The sequence below is a fragment of the Paenibacillus sp. Y301 genome, from assembly GCF_059445505.1.
This window is the reverse complement of the sequence record NZ_JCAIUL010000009.1, coordinates 83299-102052: the sequence shown is the minus strand read 5'-3', so window position 1 is coordinate 102052 and position 18754 is coordinate 83299. Positions and strand designations below refer to the sequence as shown.

The 18754-nt window shown below is 40.4% G+C and carries 14 protein-coding genes, 1 pseudogene and 1 riboswitch; of the genes and pseudogenes, 12 read left to right on the top strand and 3 right to left on the bottom strand.

What is annotated here, in order from left to right; genetic code table 11:
* The first annotated feature begins 257 nt into the window (after nucleotides 1–257).
* Genes AC1D69_RS16400 through AC1D69_RS16390 form a run of 3 tightly spaced genes read left to right on the top strand, consistent with a single transcriptional unit; the run spans nucleotide 258 to nucleotide 3644 of the window.
* Nucleotides 258–1562 (top strand): hypothetical protein, encoded by a 1305-nt coding sequence (locus AC1D69_RS16400; RefSeq protein WP_495457222.1) that lies wholly within the window; start codon nucleotides 258–260, stop codon nucleotides 1560–1562.
* Nucleotides 1555–2253, top strand: coding sequence for a response regulator transcription factor (locus AC1D69_RS16395; protein WP_495457221.1), 699 nt, complete (start codon nucleotides 1555–1557; stop codon nucleotides 2251–2253). The genes AC1D69_RS16400 and AC1D69_RS16395 overlap by 8 nt, the downstream gene beginning before the upstream one ends.
* Nucleotides 2250–3644 (top strand): sensor histidine kinase, encoded by a 1395-nt coding sequence (locus AC1D69_RS16390; protein ID WP_495457220.1) that lies wholly within the window; start codon nucleotides 2250–2252, stop codon nucleotides 3642–3644. Before AC1D69_RS16395 ends, AC1D69_RS16390 begins: the two co-directional genes overlap by 4 nt.
* A 115-nt stretch (nucleotides 3645–3759) precedes the next feature.
* Here AC1D69_RS16390 and AC1D69_RS16385 read toward each other — a convergent pair whose 3' ends face one another.
* The gene (locus AC1D69_RS16385) at nucleotides 3760–4974 is read right to left on the bottom strand and encodes a glucose-1-phosphate adenylyltransferase (protein ID WP_495457219.1); all 1215 of its coding nucleotides are present in this window, start codon (nucleotides 4972–4974) and stop codon (nucleotides 3760–3762) included.
* A 290-nt stretch (nucleotides 4975–5264) separates the two neighbouring features.
* Here AC1D69_RS16385 and glgB point away from each other — a divergent pair, with 290 nt between their 5' ends.
* Both glgB and glgA read left to right on the top strand, forming a co-directional pair.
* Nucleotides 5265–7193, top strand: coding sequence for a 1,4-alpha-glucan branching protein GlgB (gene glgB / locus AC1D69_RS16380; protein WP_495457218.1), 1929 nt, complete (start codon nucleotides 5265–5267; stop codon nucleotides 7191–7193).
* Between the two features lie 12 nt (nucleotides 7194–7205).
* Nucleotides 7206–8657: a glycogen synthase GlgA gene (glgA, locus tag AC1D69_RS16375; RefSeq protein ID WP_495457217.1), complete on the top strand. Its 1452-nt coding sequence runs from the start codon at nucleotides 7206–7208 to the stop codon at nucleotides 8655–8657.
* A 74-nt stretch (nucleotides 8658–8731) separates the two neighbouring features.
* Here glgA and AC1D69_RS16370 read toward each other — a convergent pair whose 3' ends face one another.
* Nucleotides 8732–10477 (bottom strand): alpha-glycosidase, encoded by a 1746-nt coding sequence (locus AC1D69_RS16370; RefSeq protein WP_495457216.1) that lies wholly within the window; start codon nucleotides 10475–10477, stop codon nucleotides 8732–8734.
* 444 nt (nucleotides 10478–10921) lie between these two features.
* On the opposite strand from AC1D69_RS16370, the pseudogene AC1D69_RS16365 reads away from it, so the two are divergent.
* Nucleotides 10922–11104, top strand: a pseudogene (locus tag AC1D69_RS16365) (transposase); the annotation flags it as partial.
* A gap of 163 nt (nucleotides 11105–11267) precedes the next feature.
* Here the strand turns inward: AC1D69_RS16365 and AC1D69_RS16360 are convergent.
* Complete coding sequence (locus tag AC1D69_RS16360) at nucleotides 11268–12440, bottom strand: M20 family metallopeptidase (protein ID WP_495457215.1); 1173 nt, start codon at nucleotides 12438–12440, stop codon at nucleotides 11268–11270.
* Nucleotides 12441–12663: 223 nt separating this feature from the next.
* Here AC1D69_RS16360 and AC1D69_RS16355 point away from each other — a divergent pair, with 223 nt between their 5' ends.
* The 6 genes from AC1D69_RS16355 to AC1D69_RS16330 all read left to right on the top strand — a co-directional run bounded on the left by AC1D69_RS16355 (nucleotide 12664) and on the right by AC1D69_RS16330 (nucleotide 18737).
* Complete coding sequence (locus tag AC1D69_RS16355) at nucleotides 12664–14133, top strand: ABC transporter substrate-binding protein/permease (protein ID WP_495457214.1); 1470 nt, start codon at nucleotides 12664–12666, stop codon at nucleotides 14131–14133.
* A complete protein-coding gene (locus tag AC1D69_RS16350; RefSeq protein ID WP_495457213.1) occupies nucleotides 14120–14842 on the top strand; it encodes an amino acid ABC transporter ATP-binding protein in 723 nt (240 codons plus the stop codon). Before AC1D69_RS16355 ends, AC1D69_RS16350 begins: the two co-directional genes overlap by 14 nt.
* A 164-nt stretch (nucleotides 14843–15006) precedes the next feature.
* Nucleotides 15007–15182, top strand: a riboswitch (cyclic di-AMP (ydaO/yuaA leader).
* 11 nt (nucleotides 15183–15193) lie between these two features.
* Nucleotides 15194–15838, top strand: coding sequence for a 3D domain-containing protein (locus AC1D69_RS16345; RefSeq protein WP_495457212.1), 645 nt, complete (start codon nucleotides 15194–15196; stop codon nucleotides 15836–15838).
* 243 nt (nucleotides 15839–16081) lie between these two features.
* A complete protein-coding gene (locus tag AC1D69_RS16340) occupies nucleotides 16082–16840 on the top strand; it encodes a YveK family protein (RefSeq protein ID WP_495457211.1) in 759 nt (252 codons plus the stop codon).
* On the top strand, nucleotides 16788–17495 hold the full coding sequence (locus AC1D69_RS16335; protein WP_495457210.1) for a CpsD/CapB family tyrosine-protein kinase: 708 nt from the start codon (nucleotides 16788–16790) through the stop codon (nucleotides 17493–17495). The genes AC1D69_RS16340 and AC1D69_RS16335 overlap by 53 nt, the downstream gene beginning before the upstream one ends.
* A 6-nt stretch (nucleotides 17496–17501) precedes the next feature.
* Nucleotides 17502–18737, top strand: coding sequence for an oligosaccharide flippase family protein (locus AC1D69_RS16330; protein ID WP_495457209.1), 1236 nt, complete (start codon nucleotides 17502–17504; stop codon nucleotides 18735–18737).
* Nucleotides 18738–18754: the final 17 nt, after the last annotated feature.

The following is an 18754-nucleotide window of genomic DNA, read 5'->3' as shown; positions in this document are numbered from 1 at the left end:
TTTTCAGCACCAAGAATATGCTTACGATGCTGCGTTTTTTCAAAACGATTCAGAAGATTGGATGAAGTAAGGGAGAGAGGAGCGGAGCGTAGGCAGTACCTACGTGAGCACCTGAAATGTTTCCGAAGGAAACATACTTCGAAAGCATACGCTAGGACCGGCTGAATTCAATATTCGATGTCGAATAAGCTTCTTGGTATACTTCGTGATCAAAAGATGACTTTTTGAACAACCTCTTATAGAAAAGAGTGATATAGGTGTACAAATCATGCTTAACCCGGGCATGTGCTGCTTGCTTGGCATTGTTTATTCTTGGAGGTTGTAGCATCATCAGTGATCCGGTATCTCTAATGAAGACACCGCAGATTTCTGCTGAGAATGAATCACTTCGGGCATTTATAACATCACAGCTTCCTAAAGGAGCGGCGTTAATTCGGGCTCGGGATAACGATAACACGAGTTTGATTCGTTTTGCAGATCTCAACAGTGATGGGAAGAAGGAAGTTATCGTATTTTATGAAACTCCGGATCAAGCAGTACAATTGCACGGTTCAATATTTGAGAATCAGAATGGCGAATGGGTGCTGACCGTATCCTTTGATGGGGAAGGAAAAGTACTGGAATCATTAAGATTTAGTGATGTAACGAATGACGGAAGTATCGACATGATTGCTGGATTCTCTAGAGGTGAGGAAAAGCTTCAGAGCGGGCTAGTCATCTATACTTATCATGGCGATCATCTTGTAAAAGAGTTAGAGGAATCGTATACCAATTATGTGATCGATGACTTGAATGGCGATGGATTAAATGATATTACGGTCGTTTCGTTAAAGCGTAATGAATATGCTAGGATGACAACTTATCAGTATAATGAAGCTTTCAAAGAGTTGGATACATTAGATTTAGATAAAAACGTGAACAGTTATTACAATGTTGTCGCAGGAAATGTAGCAAAAGATAAGAAAGGTATTATCTTAGATGCTGCAAGTGGATCAAGTTCTGGGTATTGGTATTCGGAAATGATCGTTATGGAGGACAATAAATTAACGCCAGTCCTTAATGATGATCAGACCTATAAGGATATTCAGATTTATAGTGAAGATGTGAATTCAGATGGTATATATGAAATTGGGATATTGGAAACACCTAAAGGCTGGGAACACTTTAGTTTTGATGAGATTCCTTGGTTCTTTTCTTACTATCAATGGGATGGTGAGGATGGAATGACCTTTGTAAGACAACAATACCATGATCATAAGAACAGGTTCCTTCTTAACTTTTTTCCTCCAGAATGGCATAATATCGTAACCATTGACACGAAATCAAATAAAGATCAATATTTACGTTTTGTCATGTCAGATACAGATAAAACTATTGCAGAGATCCAATTCTTCACGCAATCAGAATGGGATAAGGGTCATAGTGACTGGCAATTGCTCGTTAAAGTGAGCGATAAAGTAGTTGCATATAAGAGTAATGATGTGAATCTTGAGCTTAATAAAAATAAAAAAGTGGAGACGGACGTTGCTCCGATCGAGAGGAAAGGAAATAAGGATGAGTAAAGTTCTGATTTTGGAAGATGAAGAGTCTATTCGTAGTTTTATTGTTGTTAACTTAAAGCGAAATGGATTTGAGGTTGTAGAGGCAGCGGATGGGTATGAGGCTATTGAGAAATTCACGACGATACCTGATATTGATATTGCACTCTTAGACGTCATGGTACCTGGTATCGATGGGTTCGAAGTGTGCCGACGGATACGAGAGAGCAATGAACGGATAGGAATTATTTTCTTAACAGCGAAAGTTCAGGAGCAGGATAAAGTATATGCTCTGTCTGTAGGCGCGGATGATCATGTTAGTAAACCGTTTAGCCCCACAGAGCTAATCGCGCGAATTCAATCTTTGTTACGTCGTGTGAATGTTCATCGGGAAAGTTCAGCGAAGGTTAGTTTTCACTCAGGACCATTCTCATTAGATCTTATCACCAAACAATTTAAGAAGAATAGTGTGACTATTGAACTAACGCCTACAGAATTTTCGCTCATTCAATTTTTCTTAGAAAAGGAGACTACTCCTTTGAGTCGGGATGTTCTTCTAGATCATGTGTGGGGTAGAGAGTATATGGGTGACCCTAAGATCGTAGATGTGAATATCAGACGATTACGTCAAAAAATCGAAGAAAACCCTTCAGAGCCGGAATTTTTGCAAACCGTATGGGGGCATGGGTATAAGTGGAAGGGTAAGGTACAATGATTAAGAAGGGTATTCGCAGACAGATCGTCCTTCACTATTTCATTGTAGTGTTTACGGCGATTCTTCTCGTCGAAGTGATTTTCTTATTAGCAATGAGAACCTATTATTATGATACTGTGTATAGTCATATCAAGATTAATGTGACAAATGCTGAGGATTATTTCCGTTTGATTGAAGAAGAGGATTCGAATGTATTATCAGATATGTTATTGAATTTTAAATTGGATAATACCGAACTGCAAATATTGGATACCAAGGGTAATGTACTCATTAATACAACAGAATTTCAAGCGGATACTTCACTTACAACGAGTGATATCCCACAAGCTATTGCTGGAAATGTGGGTAGATGGGTAGGAAGACAACCATCCACTAATGAGGACGTTATGGCAGTATCGAAATTAATACAAATCGGTGGGGAAGACTCTTATATTCTGCGATATACAACTTCTTTAAAAACGTTAAATGATAAATTATTTAATGTGACATTAATCTCCATCTCAATTGGTGCAGCTGTATTAGCTGTAGTTCTGGCATTAGGTTTGGCTCTTGCGAATTCCATCGTCAAACCATTGAATAATATTACAGCGGTATCGGCTCAAATGGCTAAGGGTAAATATAAGGCAAGAGTTAAGGGAGATTATAAATATGAATTAGGTGAATTGGCAAGTACACTTAACCATATGGCCCAAGAGATCATTAGAAGTAATCAGATTAAAGATGACTTCATTTCATCCATTTCACATGAGCTTAGAACACCACTAACGAGTATCAAGGGATGGAGTGAAACGATCACTTCAGGTGGATATGACCTTGATGAGACGAAGATCGGTATAAAGATTATAACAAAAGAGACCGCAAGGCTAATCGGTCTAGTAGAAGAAATTCTGGACTTCTCGAAACTTCAACAAAATGAAATGAGATTAGTCATGGCTAGAGTGGTTCTTAAGGAGCTTTTACAAGAAATAATGCTTAACATGTGGACGAAAGCGGAAACTAAGAACATAAAACTTGTATTGGAATCAGACGAGAACCCAATTGTAAATGGCGATGCTAATCGACTTAAACAAGTATTCCTTAACCTTGTTGATAACGCCATTAAATTCTCTAACGAAAACAGTAATATTCGAATTGTATTGAATTGTTATCCTGAACAGGTCGAGATTGAGATTCAGGATGATGGAGTAGGAATAAGTGAAGAGCACTTAAATAGGGTGCGAGATCGATTCTTTCAAGTAAATCCTCTAAATGGTGGAACAGGACTAGGGCTTGCTATCACACAACAATTGGTAGAATTGCATCAAGGTACGATGGGAATTAACAGTGAATTAGGAAGGGGAACCGTGGTTACGGTCATGTTACCTCTTTCGGAAGAATTGGAAAATGAATGACATTAACTGTACTTTAATTACATTTTCAGGTAGAATAGCGATAATAACAACAAGAGCGAATCCCAATTGGAATTCGCTCTTTATTACAATATAGGCAATGTAGTTGTTACTCTTTTTATAAACCTTGTGCACGAAGCTGTGTTGATTTCTCATATACATCTTGAAGAATACGAGCGGGTTGAGTACGCACGGTAGGTTTCCGGAATACAATCTCACGTGGTCCTACAACAACGACATGATTTTCAGATCCTTTGATAACTGAACCATCTTTGATTACGGCTCCTTCACCAATGATTGCACGTTCTATGATAACATTACGCCCGATTTTAACGTTAGGCATAATGACACTATTCTTAATCACTGAGGATTTACCGATTTCTGCACCACAAAACACAACGGATTTCTCAGTATTACCGTCTACCGAGCACGTATCAGATACGATAGAATTAGATGAGTTACCAACTTTCATCTTTTGTGGCTGACTATATTTCGTTCTCCATGGGCGGCTGAACATAGGCCAATTAGACTTATGTAATTCCCAATCAACGGTGTTATCTAATAAGTCCATATGAGCTTCCCACAGACTTTCAACCGTACCAACATCTCTCCAATAACCCTTGAATCTGAATGCAAACAGGGTATCTTGATTATTTAGCATCGTTGGAATGATATCTTTACCAAAGTCATGTGAAGAAGTTAAGTTGGCTGCATCATCCAGTAATAATTGTTTTAGATAGGACCATTTAAAGATATAAATCCCCATAGAAGCTAAATTACTTTCAGGATGTGCAGGTTTTTCTGTGAAATCTGTAATTTGTGATTCTGCATCAACATTGAGTATACCGAAGCGACTCGCTTCTTCCCATGGTACTTCCATAACAGATATTGTTGCCGTAGCATTATTATCTTTATGTTGTTGCAACATTTCACTGTAATCCATATGGTAAATATGATCTCCAGAAAGAATAAGAACATGTTCAGGATTTTGACGATCTATATACTTGATGTTCTTGTATATAGCATCTGCTGTGCCTAAATATTCTTTACCCGTACTATAGGAAGGTAAAAGAGAGACACCATCATCTCCATCGCTATGAAGACCCCAAGGTTCACCATTACCAATATGTTCATGTAATGATTGTGCTTCATATTGGGTGAGAACACCCACAGTATCAATACCAGAATTAACGCAATTACTTAATGGAAAATCAATAATACGGTAGCCGCCACCAAATGGAACTGCTGGTTTGGCCATTTCTGAAGTTAAGGGCGCTAATCTGCGACCTTCTCCGCCTGCAAGTAGCATGGCAATACATTCTTTTTTATTCATGTTGCGTCCCTCCCTAATTGAAATCTAAGTTATTGTAGTAAATTATGATGATGAATCATTGACAGCTGTGTGAAGTTTACTGTTACGTTTTAAACGTGACACCACTTTTTATGAAAATGTGATTTGGTGATACGTCATATATAACCTGCTTAATACACACATGAAACGAGTATATTGAAAAACTTATGAAATTATTACAAAATTAGATTCAGAATATCATTTATATTTTCAAGATGATTAGAATAGGGTAATGATAAGGATGTAAGGATGTACTATACATAAAGGAGAAGGTGAAAACTTTGCTAAATTATTTGGATGAAGTGATCTCATCGGACGAAATTTATTTATTCCATGAAGGAACATCACATCATAGCTACCGCTTCCTTGGTGCACATCCGGCAACAGAAGAGGGACAAGCTGGTGTTCGTTTTACCGTATGGGCTCCACATGCATCCCACGTAGGACTAGCCATGGATGAGAATGCGTGGAATGGGTTCAATCATTCTTTATATAAGATACCCGAAACCGGACTTTGGAGTCGGTTTTTCCCAGGGATACCGCTTGGAACTTTATACAAATATCATATTACCGGCCCTGACGGTAATCCTTTTCTAAAAGCTGATCCATATGCCTTTCAAGCGGAGTTAAGACCAGCAACAGCATCTGTAGTGTCCGAGATAGATGGATATAAGTGGAGAGATACATCATGGATTAGGAAATTAAAACAGCCGTTCCAGAAACCACTTAACATCTATGAAGTTCATTTAGGAACATGGAGACAGAAAGAGGATGGTACCTTATATTCTTACCGGGAAATGGCCGATATACTCATTCCATATGTGAAAGAAATGGGATACACACATATTGAGTTTATGCCCTTAAGTGAACATCCTTATGATTTATCTTGGGGGTATCAGGGGACGGGATTTTTTGCAGTAACAAGTCGCTTTGGTTCACCACAGGACTTCATGTTTCTGGTAGACGAATGTCATCTAGCCGGACTAGGTGTCATTATGGATTGGGTACCTGCACATTTCGCTAAAGATGCCCATGGATTACGAATGTTTGATGGGGCTCCATTATATGAGTACAGTGATCCTTATAAAGCGGAGAAACCTGGCTGGGGAACGCTCTCTTTTGATTATAGTAAACCTGAAGTTGTCTCATACCTGATTTCAAACGCCTTATTCTGGTTAGATATGTATCACATTGATGGGCTTCGCGTAGATGCTGTAACGAGCATGATTCGTCTTGATTTTGAGAAGAGAGAGGAGCAGTATCAGAGGAATGAAAAGGGTGGGCTTGAGAATCTAGAGGCCATTGCATTTCTAAAGCAACTGAATACAACGGTATTTCAATATCACCCGCATGCGTTAATGATGGCTGAAGAATCTAGTGCATGGCCTGGTGTCACAGCTCCGATTGAAGATCATGGATTGGGGTTCAATTATAAGTGGAATATGGGTTGGATGAACGACACTTTAGATTATGTTGAGAAGCCCTTCTCGGAGAGACCGAACAAACATAACTTACTAACTTTCCCCATTTGTTATGCCTATTCAGAGAATTTCGCGCTTCCGTTATCACATGATGAGGTAGTTCACGGTAAGAAATCTCTGTTAGATAAAATGCCAGGTCGTTATGAGGAGAAATTTGCCGGACTTCGGTTATTGCTCGGGTATCAAATGACTCATCCTGGTAAAAAGCTATTATTCATGGGTGGCGAATTCGGCCAATTTATTGAATGGAAAGATCAAGAACAGTTGGACTGGCTCTTACTGTCTTATGATAAACATCGTCAGACACAAGCCTATACGGCTGCATTGAATCATTTCTATAAAGATGAGAAAGCATTATGGGAACTGGATCATGTGTTAGATGGATACCAGTGGATTAGTGCAGATGATCATTCACAGAGTGTGATTTCGTATATACGCAAAGGAAAGAAACCTTCAGATGATCTCATTATTGTCATTAATTTTCAACCCATTTTACACGAGAATTATCGCATTGGCATGTTGCGAACAGGAAATTACCAATGTGTATTCAATACAGATCAGGTCGAATATGGTGGAGAAGGTGTAACCATCGAGTCGGACTTGCGAACCGAAAAAGTCCCTTGGCATAACCAGAAGCAAAGCATTGTACTCAGAATTCCGCCGCTCAGTATGTTGGTGTATAAAAAGGAACCTAGAGTTAGAAAATCAAGAATAGAGTAAAGGAGAATGATCATGAACGTATTGTTTGCTGCAGCAGAATCTGTACCTTTTATTAAAACGGGTGGACTGGCTGATGTGATTGGGGCTCTTCCGAAAGCACTTCATAACAGTGGCGTTGACGTGCGAGTCATTCTACCTAAGTATCATGGAATCGCTAAAGAATATAGGGATGCCATGACGCATCTTGCTGAAGTGGATGTGCAGGTAGGTTGGCGGCGCCAATATTGTGGAATTGAAAGAATTATTCACGATGGCATACCTGTCTATTTCGTAGATAATGAGTATTATTTCGGGCGTGATGGTGTTTATGGATATATGGATGACGGTGAACGGTTTGCATTTTTCAATCGTGCCGTATTAGAAGTGATGCATGTAGTGGATTTCCAAGCGGATGTGTTGCATTGCCATGATTGGCATACAGCGATGATGCCATTGTTACTGGATGCACATTATCGTCATGATCCTTTTTATTCTAATATGCGTACCGTATTCACGATTCATAATCTTCTATATCAAGGTGTATTTCCTTATGAGATTATGGGCGAACTCATGGAGTTGGATAATCGTTATTACCTAGGCGTAGAATACTTTGGAAATGTGAACTTCATGAAGGCGGGCATTACCTTCTCCGATCATGTTACGACAGTAAGTCCTACATATGCTAAAGAAATTCAGACTTCATATTATGGATATGGACTCGATGGTCTGCTATCATCTTTAGGCGACAAATTGAGTGGAATCGTCAATGGTATTGACACTAAAAGTTATAATCCAGCAAACGATCCTTATATATATACGAAGTATCGTACGAATCTGGATAAGAAAAAAGATAATAAAATTGAATTACAGAAACAACTGAACTTACCCGTTGCGCCTAAAATACCTCTCATCGCGATGGTCACCCGTTTAGTGGACTCTAAAGGGCTTGATTTGCTCATTAGAACATTAGACGAACTCCTTTATTACGATGATGTACAAGTAGTCATATTGGGCACAGGAGACGCTTCTTATGAACAATGGTTCAGAGAGGCTGCGGGACGTTATCCAAACAAATTATCGTCTCAGATTACTTTTAATGAAGAGTTATCACGTAAATGTTATGCAGCTAGTGACTTATTCCTCATGCCTTCCCGGTTCGAACCTTGTGGGATCAGTCAATTGTTGGCTCTACGATACGGTAGTATTCCCATCGTTCGTGAGACTGGTGGCTTGAATGACACGGTTTATGCGTATAATGAATTTACGGGTGAAGGGAATGGATTTACATTTGGTGCATTTAATGCGCATGATATGATGTATACGATTCGTCGAGCCGTATCCTTCTATCATCAGCCTGAACACTGGCGGAAAATAACCAAAAATGCGTTCAATGGTGACTATAGCTGGAATGTCTCTGCACGGGAGTATATGGATATATATGAACGAATTACAGGGAAGTTTGAGACACCAACGCTGGAATCTTAAAAATAAAACTAAAAAACGGTAGGTCAAGGTTGATGTATCCTTGATCTACCGTTTTTGTTTACGTGTCCTTATGATTATAAATTGCGATATAAGATCCGATAACCGAAAGGGTCAAGAGAAATATTCATGATACCTTCCTCAGGAACGACATCCTCTTCTGACATGGCATCTTTCCAATCGGTTGTAACCATGGGATGGGATAAGATTTGTGGGCTATCTGTATTGTTCATCCAGATGGTGAAATGAATTTGTTCATCAACACGTTCGTATATAATACGCCCATCTTCGGGGTCTGCTTTTAGAAAGTGAAATCGCCCTTGTCGAAGTGCATGGTTTCGCTTGCGGAGTGAGATCATGGCTTGGTAAAAATGGAATAATTCACGGTCTTGTTTCTCAGGGTCCCATATCATACATTGTCGGCACTCGGGATCGTCTCCACCCGTTAATCCAACTTCATCGCCATAAAATATACAAGGTGTTCCCATGAATGTAAATAAAAATACGACTGAAAGTTTCAGTTTGCGTGTGTCATTTCCTACACGGTTTAAGAGTCGACCTGTATCATGGCTACATAACATATTAAATACGACTTCGTTCGTTTGCTGGGGGTAGCGCATCAAGATTGAACCTACACGATTAGCGAATGTAATCCCATCCATACCCCCATTGAAGAACTGTAATACTTTATCTGCAAATGGGTAATTCATGACCGAATCGAACATATCTCCAACAAGCCAAGTAAGGGAGTCACTCCATACTTCACCTACAATATAGGAATCGGGATTAGCGTTCTTTACAACGTGGCGGAAGTCTCTCCAGAAATGATTATCGACTTCATTAGCAACGTCAAGGCGCCAACCATCCAACTTAATCTCTTTAATCCAGTATTCGGCTACATCCAGTAAGTACTTCTTTACTTCTGGATCAGCCGTGTTGAATTTAGGCATATGGCCAAAGAATCCAAACGTATCATATGTGGCAATACCATCATCTTGGACATGAGCTGGGAACTGGTTGACATGGAACCAATTCGTGTATTTCGATTGATCCCCATGCTTGAGTACATCCTGAAAGGGTGGAAATTGATCGCTGCAATGGTTGAACACAGCATCAAGCATGACTCTAATACCTCGGGCGTGACATGTTTCAACGACCTTTTTAAGTAACGCATTATCTCCGAAATGAGGATCGACCAGCTTATAATCAACAATGTCATATTTATGGTTAGATGGGGAAAGGAAGAGGGGGGTAAAATAAATTGCATTAATTCCAAGTTCCACTAGGTCATCTAGATGATCTAGAACCCCCTGCAAATCGCCACCGAAGAAATTTGTGAAGGATGGTTCGCCTCCCCAAGGTTCCGAGTTATCTGGATCAATCGTAGTGTCACCATTGGCGAAACGTTCCGGCATAATTTGATAAAATACAGCTTCCTTAGCCCATTCAGGCACTTTAAACACATCGATCTCGTGTATGTAAGGAAACTCATAATAGGACCCCGCAGGTTGAGGACATTCTGTCGTAATACCATTATCCAGCATGAATACCGTGTCTATGCCATCGGTTACACGAAATATATAACATAATCGTTTATATTTTGGGCGAACAGCAGCCTCCCAATAGTCAAACATATCATCAGATGCCAATTTCTCCATAGTAATCTCAAAATAAGTTCGATCCCAATCGTATTTATCCCCAGTCAATGCGACAACGGTATCAACGTCATTGCGCTTCGTGCGAACACGTAAATGGATCGTTGAGGGATCATAAGCGTAAGCCCACTTATCTCGTGCAACATGATACAAGGCTTCCAACAACATGACAACACCTCCTCAACCTTTTGGAATTAGTAACCAATTTAGGCTATTTTGTACCAAGTGATGATGGAAATAGGCGGGCGAATGTCATATGTTATGAAGAAAATGTAGAATATGTGCGAAAAGGAGGGTGCCCAAAAAAATAGGTGTTCTGCGAGAACGCTCCGCGAACGGACCGTTTCTCCAATCGCTGTGGTCTCCGAATTTCTGAATTGAAACTCTCAGCGGTTGAAATTTAGAGACAGCATATGCTTTCGAAATAGCTTTCCTTTGGAAAGCTTGTAGGTGACCGCTATCGCTTTTACGAAATCGTTCCGTCCTCTGCGCTAATTTAAGCACATTCTTTAACTTTTCAAACGAAAACAACAAATGAAATCGTCCTTTTTGTTTAAATGGAAGTACCATTAACAATTCACACGGGAGTGGATTTCTTTATACATTCAATATAGTTATCATCCCAAAATGCTCACGAAGGTTATTGTTTAGGGATACACTCAGCGTATTTATTTTTCTCGTCTACTAGATAAAACCTCCATTGATGTGGTTGGCGGGACAAAAACGCCCAGATTTCCGGACCCCAGCAATCGCTTTTATTCAAAGCGAATGAAGGATGTGCTTGAAACGGTATTTTACTGTTGTGCTTCAGGTTCTGGTAATGCTGTAACAAGCAAAGCCAAATAGCAGCTCAAGGATAAAACGCCTTGAGCTGCTATTTTGTGTGTATAGTATTTTTTTGATAAGTTGGCTACCTCATCAAAAGATTTTCAATTTACGGTTTACCCTAAAAATTTAACTATTGTTGTCTTTGTTGGAACTCCGATTGAATCTGTGCAAGTAACTCTGGCTGGGTGATAACGTCATATGCTGTTCCTGCTAATGCCTTCGCAGCTAGAATCATGCCATCTAATGCCAGATCTTCCATAGCAAGATCACGGAATTCTGGCGTATGAAGCATGTGTTTCTCATTAATAATCTTAATATAAGGATGAATAGATGGACAGCATAAGGATACATTACCTAAATCCATGGAGCCGTGATCATCACCTGTTTGGATGTCCTCTTGGTTAATTCCCAATGCTACTAGGTTGGACGTAAATGTATCAGACAGGTGCTCGTTTGTAATCATTTCATCATAGGATGTTTCATAATTTGAAATGTTTACACGACAGCCTGTTTGTAGTGCCGCACCCTGTGCTATTTGTTGCACGCGATCTGTTAAGATGTTCAGTTCTTTACGTGTAGCTGCACGAACGTAGAATTGAGCAGAAGCATAGTCTGGAATGATGTTAGCAGCTTGTCCTCCATGATTAATAATCCCGTGTATACGTACACTGCTTTTCACTTGTTGTCGGAAAGCGTTAACCCCATTAAAAGTTTGAATGACTGCATCAAGGGCATTTACTCCTTCATGTGGACTCGCTGCAGCATGGGATGACTTACCATAAAATTCAAATTGTATAGCATCCATAGCAAGAGATTGTCCTGATTTCTCGAATGCATAAAAAGGATGAGTCATCAACGCCACATCACAATTGTCAAAAAGCCCAGCAGCAGCCATTGGAACTTTTGCACCACGTGTTTCTTCCGCTGGAGTACCAAATACACGAATGGTTCCTCCAATAGTATCAATCACGGATTTAAGACCAACAGCAGCTCCTAGACTCATCATACAGATCAGATGATGACCGCAAGCATGTCCAAGTCCTTGTAGTGCATCATATTCACATAACAAGGCTATGGTAGGACCAGGCTTATTAGATGAATAGGTACCGATGAATGCTGTTTCAATACCGAGTATCGGAGCCTCAACGGTGAATCCGTGATAGGTAAGTTCTTCTTTCAATCGAGCAGAGGCCAGTAATTCTTCATTTCCGAGTTCCGGATTTGCACCGATATATAATGAAATTTCTTTGAAGCGCGAAGCAAATTGATCTATTGTGTTGGAAATCGTGCTTTTAGTACTCATTAGGGCAACTCCTCTGTGTGTATGAAGATTTAACAATGCTCTATATTATAACATGAATTTTTTTGTAGAGTCTATGCATCAGAATTGTATGATTTTGTATCAAAATGTTAGGAAAACCTTGGTTGCCAATGGAATGTCATTGCATAATCATGCATTTTGACTTATGATGGTTTATGTTCTGTATAAATATTATAAGTGTAAAAAAGTAAGGGGAGAAAGAAAGTTGAAGAAAATAACTCGTATGATTGTTTTTCTACTAAGCACTATCATCTTGATAACAGCGGGTTTTCACACGACACAAATGGTTAGCGCCGAAGAGGGAACAGCTAAAAAGTTGGTTCTGGGCACAAGCGCTGAGTTTGCACCGTATGAATTCCACAAAACAATAGATGGGCAAGACCAAATTGTTGGTTTCGATATATCTATAGCTAAACGGATTGCAGAAGATATGGGAGCCGAGTTAGTTATTGAGGATATGGCATTTGATAGCCTACTATCTGCGCTACAGAGCGGTAGAGTAGACTTTGTTATCTCAGGAATGACACCAACAGAAGAACGTCGTAGAAGCATCGATTTCTCTGATAACTATTATAAAGCGCAACAGGTTATGATCGTTAGAGCAGAAGATAAAGATAAATATCCAACCATGAAGGATTTTGAGAACGAGAAAATTAGTGTCCAAAAGGGTTCCATTCAAGAAGGAATTGGCCAAAGCATTCCAGGTGCACAACTGACTTCTTTGGATAAAATCCCAGATATCATATTACAGCTTCAGACGAAACGTGTTAATGCTGTTATTGTAGAAGACACGGTAGCTCAAGGTTATCTTGACTCAGAGATGGTTCTATCCGAAGCTGTCCCAGATAATTCTGAGTCCCAAGCAGCCATTGGTATTAAGAAGGGGAATGTTGAGCTTCTGAATGCCGTTAATGAATCGCTTGCTCGCATGAAGAGTGAAGGTGCTATTGATGAAATGGTTAAAGAAGCAAGTCTATTAGCAGCAGGTAACGCGGATCTGAAAGAGGATTCAGGAAATATTTTTACTACGGCTTGGGAATATCGTAGCTACTATGCAAAAGGGATCGGATATACCCTCTTATTATCCGCACTAGGAGTATTATTTGGTTTCATTATTGGATTATTCATTTCTTTATTACGGATGACAAATATTCGAATTGTGAAGTGGTTAGGAACAGCATATGTAGAGATATTGCGTGGTACTCCTATGCTTGTGCAGCTCATGATCATCCATTACGGACTAGCTTTAACGTTAGGGATTAACTTTTCACCGCTACAGTCCGGTATTATCACATTATCCATCAATAGTTCTGCTTATCTAGCTGAGATATTTAGAGCAGGGATTCAAGGTGTGGATCGAGGACAGATGGAAGCTGCTCGGTCACTTGGAATGCGACGTGGAACGGCGATGCGTCATATTATTTTGCCTCAAGCATTTAAAGCTGTTCTTCCAGCGATCGGTAACGAATTCATTACCATTATTAAAGAATCATCGATCATCTCGGTTATTGGGATGGTAGATATTATGTACCAAGCAGGTGTAGTTAAGAACATAACGTATCAAGGTCTTAGCCCATTCATTATTGCTGCGGCCATTTATTTTGTACTGACATTTACTTTATCTAAGATTCTGAATCGCGTTGAAAGGAAGTTGAGTGCTAGTGATAACCGTTAAAGATCTTCATAAATCATATGGAAAAGTAGACATTCTCAAGGGGATCGATTTGTTCGTCAATAAAGGTGAAGTCGTCGTTGTCATTGGTCCTTCTGGTTCTGGTAAAAGTACCTTACTTCGTTGTCTAAATCTACTTGAGCAACCGACATCTGGTGAGATTCTGTTCGAAGGGGAGTCTATTACGGCTCCGAATCATGATATCAATGCAACGCGTGAAAAAATGGGAATGGTGTTCCAGAACTTTAACCTTTTTCCACATAAAACCGTGGGCCAAAATATTACGATAGCCCCACTTACGGTTAAAAAGCAGTCTGCAGCTGAAGCTGATCTCATTTCTGAGAACCTTTTGCAAACCGTCGGCTTGTCGGACAAAAAGGATGTATACCCTAATCAACTATCAGGTGGACAGAAACAGCGTATAGCGATTGCACGCGCACTGGCGATGCAACCTCACGTCATGTTGTTTGATGAGCCAACTTCGGCACTAGATCCTGAAATGGTAGGCGAGGTTCTCGAAGTTATGAAGAAACTTGCCTTCGAAGGCATGACGATGGTCATTGTGACCCATGAAATGGGATTCGCACGTGAAGTTGGGGATCGGATTCTATTCATAGACGAAGGTCGCATTTCGGAGCAGGGTTCACCTGAAGAGGTATTTGGTAATCCTAAGAACATACGTACCAAGGAATTTCTTAGTAAAGTATTGTAAAGTAGACTTGAACTAAACTCATGAATTAAAGTGTAATTAAGCAGGCGTAAAAGTGACATATTAGTCATTATTACGTCTGTTTTTTTGTGCGAAAAAGTCGCGATTCTCTGTTGTTAAAGTACTGTTGTCAATTATTACATATTTTCTGGTTACAAAATTGTGATATATTTGTTGAGCCAAAACTTTCAAAGAGAAAGTGTGGGGGATGTAATAGGCGTGTACAAGAACAACGGGTAACCGTTCTTCGCACCTTGGGGTGAATCGCACAAGTTCGTGTGCGTAGGGTTGACTCCCAATCCGAATCCGACAGCTAACTTCGCAGGCATTAAAAACAAGGAGGAACATAACACAATGAAATTCAGAAAAATGAAAATGATAGTAGCGGCGATGGGTGTCGCATTGGTCGTTCAAAATACACCGATTCATGCTGATGCTGTACATATCACCAAAGACGGAGATACGTTCTACAAACTATCTCAACAATATGGTGTAAATCTTGATAAGTTGATCAATGCCAATCCGAATGTGAAAGCAAACAATATCCATGTTGGAATGAAATTAAACATACCAACGGTGCAGAACACAGCATCCGCTGCTCCTGTGAAATCGGCAGATTCTAACCTAGTCGTATCTTCAGATCAGAAAGTAGTAGAAGCTTGGGGTAAAACCTTTAGCTATAGTAAAACAGTTCAGGTCAAAGCTACAGCATACTCAGCTGCTGCAAGTGAAAATGGGAAATGGGGAGCCGTTGATTATTTCGGAAATCCTCTTAAACTAGGTACGATTGCAGTAGATCCTAATGTTATTCCTATGGGAACGAAAGTATTAGTTACTGGACATAATCATAGTAATCTTCCTAACGATGCCTTTATTGCTACAGCAACCGACGCAGGTTCTGCTATCAAGGGTAATCGAATTGATATATTTATTCCTGGAAGCCAGAAAAGCGTAAGTTCATTCGGGTTTCAACAAATTAAATTGTATGTAATTAAATAGAATGTTTTAGAGATTAAGATAAGAAAGAGACCGAGAACCAGAAATATGGGTTCTCGGTCTTTTTTTTTATCTGGATTACTAACATGGTAAAAGGGAGATAGAGTTATCCTTTCACTAGTATAATCCGAAAAATTTAAATTTTTCATCATGCTTTGGACATATGTTGGGAGAAAGAGAATATGAATATACAATCATATTTTTATAGAGGATAGAAATACATTAACTAGTTAGGAGAAATAATCGATGGAGTTCGAACTAGGGAGCATTTTGAAACTAGTGAAACGTAGGTTGCTGTTTATCATTGTGTTGTGTATTACTGCGATGGGACTCGCCAGTTTCGTCAGCTATTATGTGTTGAAACCGAAATACGAGGCAACAGCGTCTATTCTTATTCAGGGGGACAGGCAAGAGAAAGCAATTAATGACATCATGGCAGGACAAAAGCTGGTAACAACTTACGGGGAGATCATCCGAAGCAGTAGGATAGCGGAAGAAGTCGTTAGAAGGCTCGAATTAAAGATGACACCGGAAAAACTGCTCGAACATGTCAAGACAAGAACCAATAGTGAGTCACTGTTAACAACCGTTATTGTGACGGACTCGAACGCACAACAGGCAACGGATATCGCGAATGGTTTCGGGGAGGCATTCAACGGGAATATACAATCCATTATGGGGGTAGAGAATGTTGTACTTCTCGACCGGGCGAAGGTTCCTACCGAGGCTATATCGCCTAAGCCACTATTCAATTTGGTGGTCGCATTTGGACTAGCGCTGATTGCCGGGATCGCCATTTCTATTTTAAAGGAATTGATGGATAAGACCGTGAACAGCGCCAAAGACATTCAGCTTGATCTGCAACTTCCTCTTCTAGGTACGGTGGGTAAATTGAAGTTACGTAAACGGCGGGTACGGACGAAAGCTAAATCAGTTGAAGGAGTTATTAGACATGAAGAAGAGAGTGCCAAAGCTATATTGCCTGGAACAACCGAAATCAGCTAATGCATCTATTTTTCGAACTATTCGATCCAATATTCGCTATACCCGAGTAGGTGGAGAAATTCGGTCGTTATTAGTCACAAGCTCTCTTCCAGAGGAAGGGAAGTCGACATTGGCCATGAACCTAGCTATATCGATGGCAGAGACCGGTAGGTCTGTGTTACTGATGGATGGGGACCTGCGTACGCCAACCGTACATAAGGCATTTGATCTTCCCAATTCGGTTGGGTTGAGCAGCATTCTGGTTGATCAAACTCGGCTGGAAGATTGCATTCATTCTATAAAATATTCAAGGGGACTTTCTGTGCTGACTTCTGGGCCTATCTCACCAGATCCGGCTGAATTACTGGGCTCCGAGGGGATGAAGGATTTATTTGCGGAGCTGAGCGAGCGGTGGGATACAATCGTCATCGACTCTTCATCTGTGCTAATCCCATTCTCGGATGCACTGACTTTGGCCAGGATGGCTGAGGGGGTACTGCTTGTTGTGAAATCTGGAAAAGTGTTGCTGAAGCACACGAGTTCTGCCAAACAGTTGCTTGAGCAACAAGGGGCTCATGTACTAGGAGCAGTGCTGAATCAGAGGAAAAGTAGTAGACGTGAGAAGATCCGAAGTGAGGATTTTGCCGATTGGGCTTCATCTTCAGGAATGGTGTGACGTATCATGTCATTTGCCTCTCTTCGTTATTTATTCGGAAACATCACTTACGCAGGATCTCAGTTCATCATTGTGATACTACTCAATAAATTCGGATCACCAGAAATCGTTGGGCAATATTCGCTTGGACTTGCGGTTACTGCGCCGATCTTCATGTTGTCTCATCTACATCTTCGATCAGTCTTGATCGTGGACACATCTGGGAAATACGTCTTTGGAGACTTTATTGGCCTTCGGTTAATAACGACCGTAGTTGCATTCATATTTATAGCAGCCTTTATCATCGTAAGTGGCTTTGACTGGAACACGGTACTTGTTATTTTCCTCATCAGCTTGTATAGAATCGTTGAATCCGTCAGTGATATCTTGTTAGGTATCATTCAAAAGCAAGAGAGGCTGGATCAAATCTCGATCTCAAGAGCTGCTAAAGGATTGTCTTCCATACTTATCTTCACATTCGTATTCATCCCTACACAGAGTCTCAATCTAGCTTTAATAGTTATGATCATCGGATGGCTGGCTATAACGATTGGATATGATGCTCGCAAAGCAAGAGCGCTTACAGCCCTTATTCCAATTTTCAATAAAAGTAGTCTGTGGCAGTTGTTGATCGTCAGTTCGCCGCTTGGTGTTGTGTTGGCGTTGATGTCGCTTAATACGAATATTCCACTATACGCGATTTCTTACTTTAAAGGGGAATACGACTTAGGTATATACGCTTCGCTCTCCTACATGATCGTGGCATGCAATGTGGTAGTTACGGCATTGGGAGAAGCCATCACACCACGTCTCGCACGATGGCATGCTGCTGGGATGCATCGGGAATTTATTTCTTTACTCCGTCGAATGATAGCGGTGGGCGTGGGGATTAGTGCAATGGCATGTGTCGTCGGTTGGATGTTCGGACAGCAACTTCTGACCTTGTTATACAGTCCTGATGTGGCACAAGAGATAGGGTTATTTCGATGGTTACTCGTGTCTACCTTATTAGTGTTTGTTTCGTCATACCTGTGGTATGCCATTACTGCAACCGGGAAGTACAAAGCACAGATTCCATTGTTTCTGTGCACAGCGATTACGAATGGGCTGGCCTGTCTTATATTCGTACCCCAATATGGGATGATTGGCGCTGCGATAGGAGCAAGCTTAGGATTATTCGTACAGATGATTGGCAGCTTGGTCGTACTATCTTATGTGATCGGTCAGGCCAAGAAACAAGTACAACGGGAAGTGGTTACATAGAGCTGTTTCCCACAGGA